15 protein-coding genes are annotated in these 16759 nt (G+C 55.4%); 4 read left to right on the forward strand and 11 right to left on the reverse strand.

Annotated elements, in window-relative coordinates; translation table 11 throughout:
* Positions 1-41: 41 nt before the first annotated feature.
* Entirely contained in the window at positions 42-530 is a 489-nt protein-coding gene (locus tag H4J77_RS03360) for a L,D-transpeptidase (RefSeq protein WP_220469243.1), read from the reverse strand.
* 63 nt (positions 531-593) lie between these two features.
* A complete protein-coding gene (locus H4J77_RS03365) occupies positions 594-1268 on the reverse strand; it encodes a TetR/AcrR family transcriptional regulator (RefSeq protein WP_123889863.1) in 675 nt (224 codons plus the stop codon).
* A 199-nt stretch (positions 1269-1467) separates the two neighbouring features.
* Between H4J77_RS03365 and lexA the strand changes: the two genes are divergently transcribed.
* Both lexA and sulA read left to right on the forward strand, forming a co-directional pair.
* The gene (gene lexA / locus H4J77_RS03370; protein ID WP_123889864.1) at positions 1468-2076 is read left to right on the forward strand and encodes a transcriptional repressor LexA; all 609 of its coding nucleotides are present in this window, start codon (positions 1468-1470) and stop codon (positions 2074-2076) included.
* A gap of 10 nt (positions 2077-2086) precedes the next feature.
* Positions 2087-2587: an SOS-induced cell division inhibitor SulA gene (gene sulA / locus H4J77_RS03375; RefSeq protein ID WP_123889865.1), complete on the forward strand. Its 501-nt coding sequence runs from the start codon at positions 2087-2089 to the stop codon at positions 2585-2587.
* A gap of 148 nt (positions 2588-2735) precedes the next feature.
* Here the strand turns inward: sulA and H4J77_RS03380 are convergent, their stop codons facing one another.
* The 6 genes from H4J77_RS03380 to fadB all read right to left on the reverse strand — a co-directional run bounded on the left by H4J77_RS03380 (position 2736) and on the right by fadB (position 9940).
* A complete protein-coding gene (locus H4J77_RS03380) occupies positions 2736-2975 on the reverse strand; it encodes a hypothetical protein (RefSeq protein WP_123889866.1) in 240 nt (79 codons plus the stop codon).
* Positions 2976-3039: 64 nt separating this feature from the next.
* Positions 3040-3543: a DUF6586 family protein gene (locus H4J77_RS03385; RefSeq protein ID WP_123889867.1), complete on the reverse strand. Its 504-nt coding sequence runs from the start codon at positions 3541-3543 to the stop codon at positions 3040-3042.
* 11 nt (positions 3544-3554) lie between these two features.
* The gene (gene topA, locus H4J77_RS03390) at positions 3555-6176 is read right to left on the reverse strand and encodes a type I DNA topoisomerase (protein ID WP_182246990.1); all 2622 of its coding nucleotides are present in this window, start codon (positions 6174-6176) and stop codon (positions 3555-3557) included.
* Positions 6177-6274: 98 nt separating this feature from the next.
* The gene (locus tag H4J77_RS03395) at positions 6275-6487 is read right to left on the reverse strand and encodes a DUF1653 domain-containing protein (protein WP_182246992.1); all 213 of its coding nucleotides are present in this window, start codon (positions 6485-6487) and stop codon (positions 6275-6277) included.
* 99 nt (positions 6488-6586) lie between these two features.
* Positions 6587-7762: an acetyl-CoA C-acyltransferase FadA gene (fadA, locus tag H4J77_RS03400; protein WP_123889870.1), complete on the reverse strand. Its 1176-nt coding sequence runs from the start codon at positions 7760-7762 to the stop codon at positions 6587-6589.
* Positions 7763-7792: 30 nt separating this feature from the next.
* Positions 7793-9940 carry a fatty acid oxidation complex subunit alpha FadB gene (gene fadB, locus H4J77_RS03405; RefSeq protein ID WP_123889871.1) on the reverse strand — a complete coding sequence of 716 codons (2148 nt, stop codon included), beginning with the start codon at positions 9938-9940 and terminating at the stop codon, positions 7793-7795.
* A 513-nt stretch (positions 9941-10453) separates the two neighbouring features.
* Between fadB and H4J77_RS03410 the strand changes: the two genes are divergently transcribed.
* Positions 10454-10891 carry a universal stress protein gene (locus tag H4J77_RS03410; protein ID WP_123889872.1) on the forward strand — a complete coding sequence of 146 codons (438 nt, stop codon included), beginning with the start codon at positions 10454-10456 and terminating at the stop codon, positions 10889-10891.
* Between the two features lie 157 nt (positions 10892-11048).
* Here the strand turns inward: H4J77_RS03410 and H4J77_RS03415 are convergent, their stop codons facing one another.
* Positions 11049-12974 (reverse strand): ATP-binding cassette domain-containing protein, encoded by a 1926-nt coding sequence (locus tag H4J77_RS03415; protein ID WP_123889873.1) that lies wholly within the window; start codon positions 12972-12974, stop codon positions 11049-11051.
* 199 nt (positions 12975-13173) lie between these two features.
* Between H4J77_RS03415 and H4J77_RS03420 the strand changes: the two genes are divergently transcribed.
* Positions 13174-15123, forward strand: a complete 1950-nt coding sequence (locus H4J77_RS03420) for a transglycosylase SLT domain-containing protein (protein ID WP_182246994.1) — start codon at positions 13174-13176, stop codon at positions 15121-15123.
* 4 nt (positions 15124-15127) lie between these two features.
* Here H4J77_RS03420 and H4J77_RS03425 read toward each other — a convergent pair whose 3' ends face one another.
* A complete protein-coding gene (locus H4J77_RS03425; protein ID WP_123889875.1) occupies positions 15128-16060 on the reverse strand; it encodes a chemotaxis protein CheV in 933 nt (310 codons plus the stop codon).
* A 96-nt stretch (positions 16061-16156) separates the two neighbouring features.
* Positions 16157-16741, reverse strand: coding sequence for a Fe-S biogenesis protein NfuA (gene nfuA, locus H4J77_RS03430; protein WP_123889876.1), 585 nt, complete (start codon positions 16739-16741; stop codon positions 16157-16159).
* Positions 16742-16759 lie beyond the last annotated feature (18 nt).

Raw genomic sequence — 16759 nt, forward strand, 5'->3', positions numbered from 1 at the left:
TCAAGCAACCACCTCCTGACAAAGGGAAACGCAGCGCCTGCTCAGGCGGCGTCAATCTGAACAGTACAACCGACCGGTGTGCTGTCGAACAGTTCCAGCATATCTTCGTTGCGCAGCCGAATGCAGCCATGCGAAAGCGGCTCACCCATCGGCTGATCATCTCCGGTGCCATGCAGGTATATGTAGCGGCGCTGCGAATCGACCTGCCCGCCTCGGTTGAAACCAGGCCGATTGCCGCACAACCAGAGAATACGCGTGAGTATCCAGTCACGCTGGGGATTAGCAGCAGCCAGCTCCGGCGTCCATACCTCGCCGGTCGGACGACGGCCGATATAAACACTACCCAGTGGCTGACCAGCACCGATGCGGGCGCGAACGCGGTGCTCACCACGCGGAGTGCATCCGGAGCCGGAGCGCTCGCCCAAGCCATTGAGCGCCGAAGAGACAGGATAGCAACAGACAACCTTACCGGCCTGAAAACCCGTGAGCTGCTGTGCTGCGATAGAGATATGAATATGGTCCAACTGCATGATCAACTCCGTTACCAGCGCACACGATAACGGATCAGCCACCTATAGGTAAGAGCGTAAAAGCTAAACCACCGCGCTTTCGATCGTCTCGCGCTTTGCAGGCAGCGTATCTGCGCGCATGCCAGCAGCGAGGAAAGGCACCATCAAACGCAGCACCTGATCGACCGCACGATGCTCCGCGAACTCAGCCTCGGCTATAGCGCGGAGCGCCTTCATGCTGGACATGGTGAATGCGGCAGTTCCCAACATGAAATGCACGCGCCAGAAAAGCTCAGGCGCTGGAACATTCGGCACAGTGCCGCCAACCAGTGACATATAGCGCTGAAAGACCTTGCCATACACTTCGGCCAGATACTTACGCAGATGCCCCTGGCTCTGACTGAACGCCAACCCCAAAAGACGCATAAAGGTAGAGAGATCATTGCCGCTACGCGGCTTGACCGTCAGCGCCTGGTCTACCAGCATTTCCAGCAAGCCTTCCAGGCTAAGTTGCCGCAGATCACCACGCTGTTCGTGTTCATCCAGCTCGCGCTCGAGACTACTCACAAAGGGATCCAGGAAACGCACAAAAACAGCTTGGATGAGCGATTTTTTCGACCCGAAGTGATAATTGACTGCAGCGAGATTGACGCCTGCCTTGCTCGTAATCAGGCGCAAAGACGTTTCAGCAAAGCCTTTCTCTGCGAACAGCTGCTCAGCTGCATCCAATATGCGCTTAACGGTATCAGACTGCGCCATCAGGGCTCTCCAAGGTGTTGATATTTGATTCAAACATACGTTTAAAACGATTTAATTGTCAACCCTGTTTGGGACCACTCGGCGCAACCTTAATCGGCACAGCAAAGAATACGAAGGCTGAATATCCTAAACAGGGGTTGCCGAAGCAGAACAACTGTATATAATCACAGCTACTGGATAAAAAAACAGGCTCTACCCAATGCAGAAGCTAACCGCAAGACAACAGCAGGTACTGGCCTTTATCAAGGAATATATGGATAGCAACGGCTATCCGCCCACTCGAGTAGATATTGCCAAGACATTGGGCTTCAAATCGCCCAACGCTGCAGAGGATCACTTGCGCGCCCTGGCGCGTAAAGGCGCAATCGAGATGATTCCTGGCGCCTCACGAGGCATCCGACTGCCTGAAGGCGAGCCGGAAGCCAGTGAAGACCGCCTACCGGTTATCGGTCGAGTAGCTGCCGGGGCACCAGTACTGGCACTCGAGAACATCGAAGATCATTGTCGCATTGACCCTGGTTTCTTCCACCCACGCGCGGACTTTCTGTTGCGCGTACAAGGTGAAAGCATGAAGGACATTGGCATCATGGATGGTGACTTGCTGGCCGTTCATCGCACCACAGAGGCGCGTAATGGCCAGATAGTCGTAGCGCGTATCGGTGATGAGGTCACGGTTAAGCGCTTTCAGAAGCAAGGACGCAAGGTGTCCTTGCATGCAGAGAACCCCGAATTCAAGCCGATTGTAGTCAATCTGGCAGAACAGGAACTTACCATTGAAGGTTTGAGCGTCGGTGTAATCCGTCGCTGAGGAGCTGAGAATGCAGTACGCCCGCCCTGACCAACAGACATTGACCCAAGCTGATCTGTTTCATAACGCCTTGATGGCAACACGTATGGAGCACAACCAGTTTGCCCGTTTGCAGCAGCCCAAACCGCTGTCTTCAACAGAAGAACAGGAGTACGGCTACAGCGAAATCAGCTTGCAGGGTGCTGCCCGCCAGTGCCTGCAATGGCTTGCTCCCGTACTGCGTGATCTCAGCAACAATGCAGCCCCGTTGTGGCTTACCCTGATCGACCCACCCGCCAGCCTGAGTAATCAGTGGCTGCGCAATGCCGACCTAGACCCCGAGCGAATCATGATCGTTCGCTCCAAGCCAGGCATGGACGTCACCAAACTATGCTGCGACCTGCTCAAACTAGGTGGAAGCCATACTGTCGTCAGCTGGCTACTACCCGACAGCAGCACTGCCCCACGCCTCGGGCGTGCAGCGCAAGCCGGCCACTGCCGCAGCCTCAACATCCGACTTCAAGCCGCGTGACAAACAAAAAGGCCAGAGACATTATCTCTGGCCTTTTTATTCAGCTGCGACTGGCAGAAACACGATTCAAGTCTCCAGCCAACACACTGCGGAGCGGCCTAACTAGCAACGCATTAGTTGCGCCAACTCCGTGCCAGCTGAAATCCGCTCAGTGGAGAACACGATCCTCAGGGATATGCTCGTCCTCTTCCTCATCCATAATCTGCCCGGCTGCTTGCATACCAGCACTGATCATGGCCTTGGCTACTTCAATGTAGTTGCCCTGAAGGTAATCTTTGGCGTCAACCGAGAACTCGATCACCAGCAATGGCTCGCCCTCTTCGTCGGAGCGACGCAGAGCGACCTTGCCATTATCCAGCTCAACGATTTCAAGAAAGGGTGAAGGCATCTAATCTGGTCTCCTGTAGTGCAGGCGCGCAGTATACCATAGCGCACCATCTACCGCAGCCCGACTACCACTCAAGCATGCCTTCCCGGTAGCTGCGCACACGCTCGTTGAGAGCAATGCAAGCTTCGTTAGCATCCTCCAAAGACCACTCCGCTCGCTTTACCGCGGTGCTCGCAATCAGCGTCTCGGCAGGCGCAGAGGCCTCAGGAACAGGAGGCGCCTGAAGCTGCTGCCAGGCCGCAATAAGCTTGGCTAGCCAAGTATCGCGGCTATCAGCCATTTCAGTTAACTCGGCCAGCTCCGGCCCAGGGAAGCGCGCCACCACCGCTGGAGACAAGGCAGCCTCCACTTGACGCAGTTCAACCAACGGCCAGCGATAGCGGTCAGCCACCTCATGCACCACCGCTAACACACCTCGATACAGGTGAAATATGGCGTGCTCACGGTGGTACTGAGTCTGGCTTGACGCATCGATGGCACCGGAGTTGGCCGCTTCAGCCCAAGCATCAATAGCCCTGCGTGCAAAGAACAGGGCCTGATTGGTACGGGTATAAACTTCATTAGCCATGAAGAGCCACCTCAGCGCTTGGGTTTCTTGCGGCCATCATCTATCGACCATTTTTTACCGTCATGAAAAGCTCGCCAGCCACTTGGCTTGCCCTCAATTTCACTTTGCACATATTGCTCTTTGGTCTTGCGACTATAACGCACAACAGTAGGATTACCGTCCGGATCAGCGACTGGCGCGTCCATCAGGAAGTGATACTTGGGGTCAATCTCGTCTTTGTGCGGCAGCAACTCTTTGACCAGGGGCGCGCGCGTTTCCCGATTTTTGGGGAACTGGCTGGCAGCGAGAAACAAACCAGAAGCACCATCGCGCAAGATATAGACGTCATCGACCTTCTCGCACTGCAGCTCAGGCATTTTGACCGGATCCATCTTGGGAGGAGCCGCTTCACCGCTCTTGAGCAGCTTGCGCGTATTCTTGCACTCGCTGTTAGTGCAACCAAAATACTTACCGAAGCGTCCTGTCTTCAGCTGCATTTCGCTGCCGCACTTGTCACACTCCAGAACCGGACCGTCATAGCCCTTGATCTTGAACTGACCTTGTTCGATTTCAAAGCCACTACAGTCGGGATTATTACCGCATACGTGTAGCTTGCGCTTCTCATCAACCAGGTAACTGTCCATGGCCGTACTGCAGATAGGGCATCTACGCTTGGCGCGCAAAACCCGAGACTCGCCCTCATCATCATCGGCAGCGACTTCGTTACCAGGCACCAGATTAATGGTTTCCTTGCAACGCTCCTTGGGCGGCAGCGCATAGCCTGAGCAACCCAGGAAAACACCGGTAGACGCAGTGCGAATCATCATTGGCCGACCGCATGCCTGACAGGCGATATCGGTCTGCGTGGGCTGATTGGCCCGCATACCCCGCTCGTCATCCGTGGACGAGGCTACTTTCAGCTTGGCACTGAAGTCCGCATAAAAATCATCCAACACCTGCTTCCAGACAACCTCACCCTGAGCGACGTCATCCAGCGACTCTTCCATGCGCGCAGTAAAGCCATAGTCCATCAGGTTCGGGAAACTCTCACCCAAACGCTCAGTGACAATATCGCCCATTTTTTCGGCGTAAAAACGTCGATTATTCAGCGTTACATAACCGCGATCCTGAATAGTCGAGATGATTGATGCATAAGTAGATGGGCGACCAATACCGCGCTTTTCCAGCTCTTTTACCAGACTGGCTTCAGCGTAGCGCGCTGGCGGCTTGGTAAAATGCTGCTTGGGCTCCAACGCCTGCAGAGCCAATACGTCGTCAACCTTGATATCAGGCAGCACCTCATCCTCGCCACCCTTACCTTGCGGTGGCAGTACCTTGGTGTAACCGTCAAACTTGAGAATACGGCCCTTGGCGCGCAACTCAAAATCACCTGCACCAACCTGAATGCTGGTGGAAAGATATTTGGCAGGCGTCATCTGGCAGGCGACAAACTGGCGCCAGATCAGCTCATACAGACGCTCGGCATCACGTTCCATGCCCTTGAGGTCAGCCTGCTTCAGCTTTACGTCGGAGGGGCGGATAGCCTCGTGGGCTTCCTGCGCACCTTCCTTGCTGCTATAGGAATTCGGCTTCTCTGGCAGGTAATCCTTGCCGAAGGTCTTTTCAATATAGCCGCGCGCCATGGTGACCGCATCAGCTGAAAGATTGGTCGAATCGGTACGCATGTAGGTGATGTAACCCGCTTCATAGAGCCGCTGGGCCATCATCATGGTTTTCTTCACGCTGAAGCTCAGGCGGGTACTGGCAGCCTGTTGCAGCGTGGAGGTAATAAAAGGTGCGTTGGGGCGAGAGCTGGTTGGCTTATCCTCACGCTTGAGAACGCGGTAGTCGGCTTTTTCAAGCAAAGCCAAGGCAGCATCAGCCTGCGCCTTTGCAGTCGGCCTGAAGGCCTCTCCAGCCTGCTTAACCACCTCGAAACGCACTGCTTCAGCCTTGGGCGTGTGTAGCTGAGCGTGAATCTCCCAGAACTCTTCCGGAATGAAGGCGCGAATCTCACGCTCCCGATCCGAGATGAGCTTTACGGCAACCGACTGCACCCGGCCTGCTGACAAGCCGCGGGCAATCTTCTGCCATAGCAACGGCGAAACCATATAGCCGACCACGCGATCGAGAAAACGACGCGCCTGCTGGGCATTAACACGGTTCAGATCCAGCTGACCTGGCTTGGCAAATGCCTCCTGAATCGCTTTCTTGGTGATCTCATTAAACACTACTCGCTTATAGCGACTTTCATCACCACCGATACTTTCCCGCAGGTGCCAGGCAATCGCCTCCCCCTCGCGGTCCAAATCCGTTGCGAGATAAACCGTGTCGGCGTCTTTGGCCAACCGGCGCAATTCGTCGACGACTTTTTCCTTGCCAGGCAAAATCTCGTAATGCGCCGCCCAACCATTGTCCGGGTCAACACCCATACGTTTGACTAGTTGCGCGCGCGCTTTGGCCTGTTTTTCCTGCTCGCTGGCGGGTGCGGCCTTACGGCCACCCTTGGGTTTGCTGTCGGTCTTGGCGCTGCCGCTAGTGGGCAGATCGCGAATATGACCGATGCTAGACTTCACAATGAAATCATTACCAAGATACTTGTTGATTGTCTTGGCTTTGGCCGGTGATTCCACAATGACCAGTGCTTTTCCCATAGGTAATCGTTTTCCTGACTCAAGCTGATTGAATGGCCCACTAAACTGCGCAGCACCATCAAAGAAAGGCTGTGGTAGCCACTCGGAGGGGCCAGAGCCTACACGTCTTCGCTGATAAAGGTAAAGCGCGGATATACTTTGCCGTCAACCTCTACCCTTTCTTCAAACATCGCCTGCGGCCGAACCCATAGGTCAAAATTGCCGTAAAGCGTGCGATATACAACCAACGACTCTTCGGTTTCAGAATGTGTCGCGAGACCAATAACCTCGTAATCCTTTCCTTTATAGTGCCGATAACGTCCGGGGCGCATAAACAAGTCCTCAATTCAGTTTAGCGGGTGTCTACACAGCCGCTCAGCCATAAAAAAGCCGAGGCACATGGCCTCGGCTATGGTCACACCCTGATCTTGTTAGACACGCTCAAAGACAGTGGTGATACCTTGGCCCAGACCAATACACATGGTCGAGATACCAATAGTGCCGTTATTCTGCTTCATAACATTCAGCAGGGTGCCGGAAATACGCGCACCGGAACAGCCGAAGGGGTGACCCAGGGCAATAGCGCCGCCGTGCAGGTTTACCTTCTGCTCCATCTGGTCAAGCAACTTCAGATCCTTCAGGACCGGCAGCGCCTGAGCAGCGAACGCTTCGTTAAGTTCAACGAAGTCAACGTCGCCAATGCTCATGCCCGCACGCTTAAGGGCTTTCTTGGTCGCAGGTACTGGACCGTAACCCATGATCGCCGGATCAACACCAGCAACCGCCATGGAGCGAATAACTGCCAGAGGCTCCAGGCCCAGGGCCTGTGCCCGCTCAGCCGACATCACGATCATGCAGGAGGCGCCGTCAGTAATCTGCGACGACGTACCTGCAGTGACGGTTCCGCCCTTGGGATTAAACGCCGGGCGCAGTGCAGCCAGGCTTTCCAGGGTGGTTTCCGGGCGAATGGTTTCGTCAGTCGTGAACACCTTCAGGAAGCCATTTTCATCATGGCCTTCCATCGGAATGATCTCGTCCTTGAAGTTACCTTCAACCGTTGCCTTGTGTGCCAGACGGTGCGAACGCTCACCGAAGGCATCCTGCTGCTCGCGGGTGATGCCGTGCATCTTGCCCAGCATTTCAGCTGTCAGGCCCATCATGCCGGAGGCCTTGGCAGCATACAGCGATAGCTCAGGATTTGGATCAACCCCGTGCATCATGCTGACGTGCCCCATGTGCTCAACACCACCTACGACGAACACATCACCGTTACCGGTCATGATTGCCTGCGCCGCAGTGTGCAGTGCGCTCATGGATGAGCCGCACAGACGGCTGACCGTCTGCGCTGCACTGGTGTGCGGGATCGGGGTCATCAGTGATGCCATGCGGGCAATGTTCCAGCCCTGCTCCAGGGTCTGGTTTACACAGCCCCAGATTACATCTTCAACTTCTGCCGGATCGATCTTCGGATTCCGCGCCAGCACACCGGTAATCAGGTTAGCTGACAGGGTTTCGGCACGCACGTTGCGGTACATACCACCCTTGGAACGGCCCATCGGGGTGCGGCCGAAGTCGACAATAACGACGTCTCTCGGATTCAGGCTCATAGATTTACTCTCGCTCTGTACGTTCCGCGGTTAACCGAAGAATTTCTGACCGGTCTTCGCCATTTCACGCAACTTTTCAGTTGGGGCATACATGGCGCCGAACTCGGCGTATTTATCCGCTATGGCCACAAACTCGGCCACACCAATGGTATCGATATAGCGCAGAGCGCCACCGCGGAAGGGCGGGAAGCCAATACCGTAGATCAGACCCATGTCCGCATCTGCTGCCGACTCGACGATGCCGTCTTCCAGGCAACGTACAGTCTCCAGGCACAGCGGAACCATCATGATCTCGAGAATTTCCTGATCGGTGAACTCGCGCTGTTCCAGCACCACCGGCTTGAGCAGCTCGTAGGCTTGCGGATCAACAACCTTCTTGGTCTTGCCTTTCTTGTCGAGCTCGTAGGCATAGAAGCCCTTGCCGGTCTTCTGACCCAGACGGTTGGCTTCATACATCACGTCGACCGCAGTCTTGGTGGTGTCAGCCATACGATCGGGATAACCCTCAGCCATGACATCACGGCCGTGGTGACCGGTATCCATGCCAACTACGTCCATCAGGTACGCGGGACCCATGGGCCAGCCGAATTTTTCCATGATCTTGTCAACGCGCTGGAAATCGGCACCCATATTGATCAGACGCGCGAAGCCGCCGAAATAAGGGAACAGAATGCGGTTGACCAGGAAGCCTGGGCAGTCATTGACCACAACCGGCGTCTTGCCCATTTTCTTGGCATAGGCAACGGTAGTAGCGATCGCCTTATCACTGGACTTCTCGCCACGAATAACCTCAACCAGCGGCATCATGTGTACCGGATTGAAGAAATGCATGCCGCAGAAGTTTTCAGGACGCTTGAGCGCCTGCGCGAGATAAGTGATGGAGATGGTAGAGGTATTGGATGCGATGATCGCGTCTTCGCGAACATACTCTTCTACCTCAGCCAGCACTGCATGCTTGACCTTTGGGTTCTCAACAACCGCTTCAACCACGATGTCGACTTCCTTGAAGTCGCCATAAGACATGGTTGGACGAATCGCGTTAAGCGCCTTGGCCATTTGCTCAGGCTTCATACGGCCCTTGGCCACACGCTTGCCGAGCAACTTCGAGGCTTCGTCCAGACCCAGCTGAATACCCTCTTCGCGGATATCCTTCATCAGGATGGGCGTGCCCTTAACAGCTGACTGGTAAGCAATACCGCCACCCATGATACCAGCACCCAAAACGGCGCCCAGCTTCACGTCATCAGCTTGCTTGTCGTACTGTTTGGCTTTGTGCTTCAGCGCCTGATCATTCAAGAACAGACCCACCAGGCTTGCAGCGACATCAGTCTTGGCCAGCTTGGCAAAACCGGCAGCTTCGATTTCCAGCGCTTTCTCACGGCCGTGGTTGGCCGCTTTCTGAATGGTCTTGATCGCTTCAACGGGCGCCGGATAGTTAGGACCCGCCTGACCAGCAACGAAACCCTTGGAGGTTTCGAACGCCATCATCTGCTCGATGGTGTTGAGCTTGATCTTTTCCAGTTTGGGCTGACGTTTGGCCTTATAGTCAAGCTCGCCGGACAAAGCACGCTTGATGATGTCCAGCGCGCCCTCCATCAGCTTGTCATCGGCAACAACCGCATCCACAGCACCCATTTTCAATGCTTTGTCAGCGCGCTGTTCAGCACCACCGCAAATCCACTCAATCGCGTTGTCTACGCCGATCAAGCGTGGCAGACGGACGGTGCCGCCGAAGCCGGGGTAGATACCCAATTTGACTTCTGGCAAGCCGATTTTGGCGCTGGCGGCCATAACGCGGAAATCCGCAGCCAGACACATTTCCAGACCACCACCCAGCGCCATGCCATTGATCGCAGCAACCGTTGGCACATTCAAGTCTTCAAACGCGTTGAAAATCTTGTTGGCCTCCAGGTTACCGGCGACCAGATCTTCTTCTGGCAACTTGAAGGTGTTAACGAACTCGGTGATGTCGGCGCCGACGATGAACACGCCCTTGCCACTGGTGACGATAACGCCCTTCACATCACTGTTGTTTTGAATGGCCTCGACTGCCGCTTGCAACTCGGACAGTGTGGCGCTGTTGAACTTGTTGACTGACTCGCCCTGCAGATCAAATCTGAGCTCGACGATGCCGTCTTCAAGACCTTGAACCGTGATGGCTTTACCTTCGTAAATCATCAACTGATCTCCACGCTATGAAAGCACATGAGAAACACCAGTCGCCTTCGCCAGCTTGGCGCCAGCGAACAACTGATGTCATGAACGATCCCGATAATCGGGGAAACGATGAATAAAAAATTCATACGGCCGTTTGATTCGGGTGCGCACACCTTCTGTCAAAAGCCCGCTCTTGTCAATCTGCCTGCCAATAGGCCGTATCGCGAAAAAGCCGCGAAACCAGTAACCGAGGAGTATTTTATACCTATAAAACAATAAGTTAATTGACGACACCGGCAAGCAACCAAGAATCACCAAAAAGATCAAATCAGGTACCGCAAACCCCTACTGTAGCAGGCGCCATGCACACCACAAACCACCAAGGCGCACTATAACGAATGAAAAAAAGACGGGACTTCGAAGCACTATGCCCAGCCCTGCAACAGCGCTATGCTCAGTCATGATGTTAAGCAAAACAGGCTGCACGCAAGGCGGCAACACTGCTAGTATCCGAAGAAAAAAGGAGAGATGCCGATGCTGTACTCACACGTGCTGGTGGCCGTGGATCTGATAGAAGAATGTCGCGAAGTGGCCGATCACGCAATGAAGCTTGCGAAGGCACTGGATGCCAAGCTGTCTCTGCTGCACGTGGTAGAACCACTGGCAATGGCCTATGGCGGAGACGTGCCGATGGACCTGTCCATGCTCCAGCAACAGCAATTTGAGCAAGCCAAGGAACGGATGCAGATGTTCGCTGCCGATTATGGATTACCAGATGATCGCCTACAGATAGCCTTCGGCCATCCGCGCCAAGAGATCCATCGCGTGACGGAAGAGCAGTCCTGCGACCTGATAGTAGTGGGTAGTCACGGACGCCACGGCCTGGCCCTGTTACTGGGCTCGACAGCCAACGATGTATTGCACGGCGCACCCTGCGATGTCATAGCCGTACGCCTGGGCAAAAAAAGCTAAAGCACGAGCCAGAAGCTTCAAGCTTCAAGCTTCAAGCTTCAAGCCACAGCCTAAGTCAGCCTGCGCGACACTTACACCTGAAAGTGTCGCGCAACCAGCCAATTTAAAGCTGAAACCCCAAGCCAACACCCACTGCTTGCCGCTTAACCCTGACGACTTAGCCGCCAGCTTGCTCTTCCAATTCCGCCCAACGCTCCATAGCCAGATCGAGCTCCTGCTGTTTCTGCTCGACCTCTGCCAACACCTTGGCAGTAGCGTCATGCGACTGCTGATAGAAAGCCGGATCGCTAATCTGCTGCTGCAGGGCCTCAAGCTTGCTTTCCAGCGTTTCCATAACTTCAGGCAGTGCATCCAGCTCACGCTGCAACTTGTAGCTCAACTTCACTTTGGGTTGCACTGACACTGGCGCAGCAGCTACTGGCGGCTCAGGGACTTCTGCAGCGGCCTCCGTCTGAGCATTGGCGTCCTCGCCCCACTCTGCCAATGTTTCGATGCGCCCGCCCTGACGTAGCCAATCGGCATAACCGCCGACGTACTCGCGTACCTTACCGCCACCTTCAAATACCAGGCTGCTGGTAACTACGTTATCAAGGAACACCCGGTCGTGGCTTACGATCAACACAGTACCGTCGAAACCGGCCAGAACCTCTTCCAACAGCTCCAGAGTCTCGACATCCAAGTCGTTAGTCGGCTCATCCAGCACCAGCATATTGGCCGGTTTACTGAACAGGCGCGCGAGCAGCAAGCGTGCGCGCTCACCACCGGACAAGGCCTTCACCGGCGTACGTGCGCGCTCCGGCGAGAACAGGAAGTCGCCCAGGTAGCTAATGACATGCCGACGATCGCCATTAATTTCAATAAAGTCGCGACCTTCAGAAATATTATCGATCACCGTCTTTTCCGGCTCCAACTGATCGCGCAGCTGATCGAAATAGGCCACTTCCAGCTTGGTGCCACTGTGGATCTTGCCGCTATCAGGCTGCAGCTTGCCGAGCAGCAGCTTGAGCAGGGTACTTTTGCCGCAACCGTTATTACCAATCAAACCGATACGGTCGCCACGAATAACGTTGACGGACAAATCGCGCACCAGAGGCGTGCGACCTGGCCACGCAAAATTGATGTGCTCAACCTCAATAACCCGCTTACCGGAGGAGTCTGCGGTTTCCAGTTGGAAACTCGCCTTACCCTGCCGCTCAATTCGCTGAGCGCGCTCATCGCGCATGGCCTTGAGCGCTCGCACACGACCCTCGTTACGGGTCCGCCGCGCCTTGATACCCTGGCGAATCCATACTTCCTCCTGCGCGAGCTTCTTATCAAACAACGCATTGGCGGTAGCTTCAGCGGCCAGCTGCTGCTCCTTGTGCTCAAGGAAACTACGGTAGTCGCCAACCCAGTCAATCAGCTGCCCACGATCCAGCTCAAGAATACGCGTAGCCAGCGCCTGCAGAAATTGACGGTCGTGAGTAATAAAGAGTACCGCGCCGCGAAAATCCAACAACACTTGCTCCAACCAGGCGATAGTATGAATATCCAGGTGGTTGGTAGGCTCATCCAACAGCAGCACGTCAGGTTCTGCCACCAGCGCCTGCGCCAGCAATACGCGACGACGCCAGCCCCCAGAGAGCTCCGACATGACCTTGTCCGCTGGCAAGCCCAGGCGCGTCAGGGTGGTCTCCACCAACTGGTCAAGACGCCAGCCGTCCTTGGCTTCCAGGCGCTCTTGCACCTTCTCTAGGCGCGCAAGCTCGGCATCACCCATATCGCCCGTAATCAGATGATGATACTCAGCGAGCAAATCTCCGACACCAGCCAGACCGGCCGCGACCACGTCATAGACCGTTTTATCGTCAGCCTTGGGTAGTTCCTGCGGCAACTGCCCAATTTTCAGACCCGGAGCAGCCCAGATTTCACCTTCATCAGCTGGCTGATCACCGTCGATCAGCCTGAACAGGCTCGACTTGCCCGCACCATTGCGGCCAATCAGGCACACCCGTTCACCTCGATCGAGCTGAAAGCTGACCTTGTCGAGTAGCGGATTGAGGCCGAAGGCCAAGGAGACATCGGTAAAGGAAAGAAGAGCCATAGCACACCTGTGATTGAATCAGACGGGCATTCTACCTGTAGCGGCGCCACTCTGTAACAAATGCCCATTAATTCGCAGCTGCCCCTTTTTCAACACGGGGCAAAAAGCTAAGCTGTGGACCCAGGTTCGCCGTACGCAGCGACCGCCTGCGAGCACCTAAAACTCACCCGGCTATTGTTGCCCTCCTGGCAGGATCACTATGTACCGCACCATCCGTTTTCGCACCGCTGTATTGCGTAGCCTCCTGGCTACCAGTCTGTTATTCATCAGCTTTTTCGCCGAAGCTGACAAGCTGGATACTCAGCGACTGCTGTATGACCAAGCCATGGACGCCATAGAGAAAGGCGATACCAGCCGCTACCGACAGCTCGAATCCGGCCTGCGTGACTACCCACTTTACGGCTACCTGGTCCTGGCCAAGCTCAACCAAGACTTCTCTAGTGCGTCAGACGAGCAAATCACCGTATTTTTGCGCACCTATGGCGACCTGCCATTCGCCAACCGCCTAAAAGCACGCTGGCTATACCGGCTGGCGGACCAGGGGAAGTGGTCGACCTTTGAGCAGAACTACACCACAGCGGATCAAAGCGCGGGACTTGAGTGTAAAGCCACCATGCGTCGCTGGGATCAAGGCCAAAGTGCGGCGGCGATGCAAGAAGCACAAGCTCTGTGGACAGTCGGCCGCTCACAACCCAATGCATGCGATCCGCTATTCGCTCGCTGGCAGCAAGCGGGAGGACGCACCGACGATGTTGTATGGCAGCGCATTCGCCTTGCCTTGCTCTATCGCCAGGACGGGCTGGCGCGCTACCTGACCAAGCTTATGTCCAGCAATAAGCAGCTGGCAGAACGCTTCGTTGAAACCGCCGCCAAACCCACAGCATTGCGCGACAGTAGCAATTATCGGATCAGTGCAAGCCAACCCGCAGACAAGTTGGCCGACATAGCAACGGTCGCCTTACGCCGCCTCGGTCGCGACAACAGCAGTGCTGCCTTTGACATCTGGCCGCTATACAAAGACCTGCCCTATAGCGAAGAAGACCGACTCGCCATCACCCGTGACATCGGCGTGCGCCTGGCGCGCAGAGTTCAACCTGCGGCGCTCGCCTTCATGGCGGCCAACGACCCGCAAATGAAAGACGACGACATCAGTGAGTGGCGCATTCGCCTGGCATTACGCACCAGCAACTGGGAGACAGCGCACGCACTGACTCAGCAGATGCCCGAATCCATGGGCAGCCAGAACCGCTGGCGGTATTGGAAGCTGCGTAGCGCCCAACTGGCCTCCAGCAATGCTGGCGAGCTGACCAACGAATACAAGGACCTGGCCGAGCAACGCGACTTTTATGGCTTCCTTGCAGCCGAGCGAAGCAACCAGCCCTACGCCCTTAACCACGTCAGCGCACCGGTTTCAGACCAGCTTCTGGAACGGGTCAAAGCGCTGCCAGCCACGCAGCGCGCCTACGAGTTTCTCGCCCGCGACGAACTCACCGAGGCCCGCCGCGAGTGGTATCACGCTGGTGACAACTTCAGTCGCGAAGAGCTGATGGCTCAGGCAAAACTGGCACGTGAGATGGGTTGGTATTTCCCTGCGATCCGTGGCATCAGCATTGCCGAATATTGGGATGACCTGGATATCCGCTTCCCGATGGCTTATCGCGAGCCCATTGTGCAGCAAGCTCAGGCCCGCCAGATCAACTCAAGCTGGGTCTATGCGATTACTCGTCAGGAGAGCGCCTTTATGGCCGATGCCCGCTCGCACGCAGGCGCCATGGGCCTGATGCAGCTCATGCCAGCAACAGCGCGCGAAACAGCTCGGCAATACGACATACCCTACGGCAGATCAACCGACGCATTGATACCTGAGCGCAACATTGCCATCGGGGCTGCGTACCTTTCTCGCCTGAGCGGTCAGTTCAATGGCAACCGTGTGCTCGCCTCGGCCGCCTACAACGCCGGCCCCGGCCGAGTACGCCAATGGACCCGCGGTATGGGCAACTTACCAGCTGACGTATGGGTAGAGGCTATCCCGTTCGACGAAACACGCAAATATGTGCAGAGCGTGCTGAGCTACGCCGTTATTTACGGTGAGAAGCTAGGCATCAAGCAAAGCGTGATGGACCAGCACGAGCGCTATCTGGAGTTTTAAGCCCTTAAGGCTCCAGCATCTGCAAACGGGCGCGCACGGTTTCTACCAGTTGATCAGGCTGGAATTTGGACAGGAAGCCGTCGCAACCCACCTTTTCAACCATTGCCTTATTGAAGTTACCCGATAGAGAAGTATGCAGCACCACATGAAGATCCTTGAGACGCGGGTCCTTGCGGATTTCGGCGGTGAGACGATAACCGTCCATCTCCGGCATTTCCGCATCGGTAATAACCATCAGTAAGCGCTCAGTCATATCATCACCAGCATCAGCCCAAGCCTGCAGCATACGCAGTGCTTTGAGGCCGTCGGTGGCAACATGCATATTGAGATGAAGCTGAGCCAAAGTGGCTCGCAACTGATTGATACCTGTAGGTGAGTCGTCAACCAGCAACACCTCACGACCATGCGCCTTGGTGAGCAGCGGGTCTTCCAGCAACTCCTCACTGACGCGGGTATTAAACGGCACAATCTCCGCCAGTACTTTTTCTACGTCGATAATTTCAACCAGACGCATATTCTCCAGCCGCGTGATCGCCGTCAGGTAATGCGCGCGACCGGCACCCTTTGGCGGCGGCTGAACAGTGTCCCAGTTCAGATTCATGATGCGATCAACGCTGCCAACCAAAAAGGCCTGCACGGACAGGTTGTACTCGGTGACGATAATAGTGCTGTCGGACTTCGCGGGAATGGGTTGCAGGCCAATGGCCCCAGCCAGATCAATAACCGGGATGGTTTGTCCGCGTAAATGGATAACCCCAACAACATGGGGATGCCGCTGCGGCATCTGTGTTAACGCCGGCAGGGTCAACACTTCACGAATTTTAAAAACGTTCAGCGCAAACAGTTGGGGGCCCGATAGTTGAAACAACAAGATTTCAAGCCGGTTTTCGCCAACCAAGCGGGTACGCGAATCGACGGTATCAAGAACCCCAGCCATAACTTTTGCCTCGCAACATTCATCAGCAGATAGCAAGCCGCCATCTCTTTCCCTGCAGTATAGCCGCAGTTACCCGTTACGAGACAAGGCTATCACTTAATAGTAGGCATGTTCCGTAACGGTGTGATCCGTAGAGTCACGCACACCGGTCAATTCAGGAATACGCGCTACCAGGGTCTTCTCAATACCTTCTTTGAGGGTGACATCAACCATGCCACACCCCTGACAACCGCCACCGAACTGCAAAACAGCTATGCCACCCTCGACCACGTCGAGCAATTTCACATCCCCACCATGACTCGCCAAACCGGGGTTGATCTCGGTCTGCAGCAGGTAATTGATACGTTCATTCAGCGGACTGTCTTCGTTAACCATAGGTACCTTGGCGTTAGGTGCCTTGATCGTCAGCTGCCCACCCATGCGATCGGTCGCAAAATCTACCAGCGCCTCTTCAAGAAAGGGCTCGCTGACCGCATCAACCCATACGTTAAAAGGCTCAAGAGGGATAACGCGGTCTTCCGGCTTTTCTTCACCGGGCTTGCAGTATGCGATGCAGGTTTCGGCATAGGGCGTTCCCGGCTGGGTAATGAACACCCGAATACCGACACCGTCCGTATCCTGCTTTGACAACAGGTCAGCCAGATAGTCCTGCGCGGATTGGGTGAGAATAATGCCTGCCATGAAATGCCTCTTACTCAT

This window comes from Pseudomonas sp. 5Ae-yellow, assembly GCF_014077575.1.
Classification (GTDB): domain Bacteria; phylum Pseudomonadota; class Gammaproteobacteria; order Pseudomonadales; family Pseudomonadaceae; genus Halopseudomonas; species Halopseudomonas neustonica.

Excerpts from the sequence above, each read along its gene's own strand:
- H4J77_RS03360 (WP_220469243.1), bottom strand. The coding sequence starts at position 530 with ATGCAGTTGGACCATATTCATATCTCTATCGCAGCACAGCAGCTCACG.
- H4J77_RS03365 (WP_123889863.1), bottom strand. The coding sequence starts at position 1,268 with ATGGCGCAGTCTGATACCGTTAAGCGCATATTGGATGCAGCTGAGCAG.
- lexA (WP_123889864.1), top strand. The coding sequence starts at position 1,468 with ATGCAGAAGCTAACCGCAAGACAACAGCAGGTACTGGCCTTTATCAAG.
- sulA (WP_123889865.1), top strand. The coding sequence starts at position 2,087 with ATGCAGTACGCCCGCCCTGACCAACAGACATTGACCCAAGCTGATCTG.
- H4J77_RS03380 (WP_123889866.1), bottom strand. The coding sequence starts at position 2,975 with ATGCCTTCACCCTTTCTTGAAATCGTTGAGCTGGATAATGGCAAGGTC.
- H4J77_RS03385 (WP_123889867.1), bottom strand. The coding sequence starts at position 3,543 with ATGGCTAATGAAGTTTATACCCGTACCAATCAGGCCCTGTTCTTTGCA.
- topA (WP_182246990.1), bottom strand. The coding sequence starts at position 6,176 with ATGGGAAAAGCACTGGTCATTGTGGAATCACCGGCCAAAGCCAAGACA.
- H4J77_RS03395 (WP_182246992.1), bottom strand. The coding sequence starts at position 6,487 with ATGCGCCCCGGACGTTATCGGCACTATAAAGGAAAGGATTACGAGGTT.
- fadA (WP_123889870.1), bottom strand. The coding sequence starts at position 7,762 with ATGAGCCTGAATCCGAGAGACGTCGTTATTGTCGACTTCGGCCGCACC.
- fadB (WP_123889871.1), bottom strand. The coding sequence starts at position 9,940 with ATGATTTACGAAGGTAAAGCCATCACGGTTCAAGGTCTTGAAGACGGC.
- H4J77_RS03410 (WP_123889872.1), top strand. The coding sequence starts at position 10,454 with ATGCTGTACTCACACGTGCTGGTGGCCGTGGATCTGATAGAAGAATGT.
- H4J77_RS03415 (WP_123889873.1), bottom strand. The coding sequence starts at position 12,974 with ATGGCTCTTCTTTCCTTTACCGATGTCTCCTTGGCCTTCGGCCTCAAT.
- H4J77_RS03420 (WP_182246994.1), top strand. The coding sequence starts at position 13,174 with ATGTACCGCACCATCCGTTTTCGCACCGCTGTATTGCGTAGCCTCCTG.
- H4J77_RS03425 (WP_123889875.1), bottom strand. The coding sequence starts at position 16,060 with ATGGCTGGGGTTCTTGATACCGTCGATTCGCGTACCCGCTTGGTTGGC.
- nfuA (WP_123889876.1), bottom strand. The coding sequence starts at position 16,741 with ATGGCAGGCATTATTCTCACCCAATCCGCGCAGGACTATCTGGCTGAC.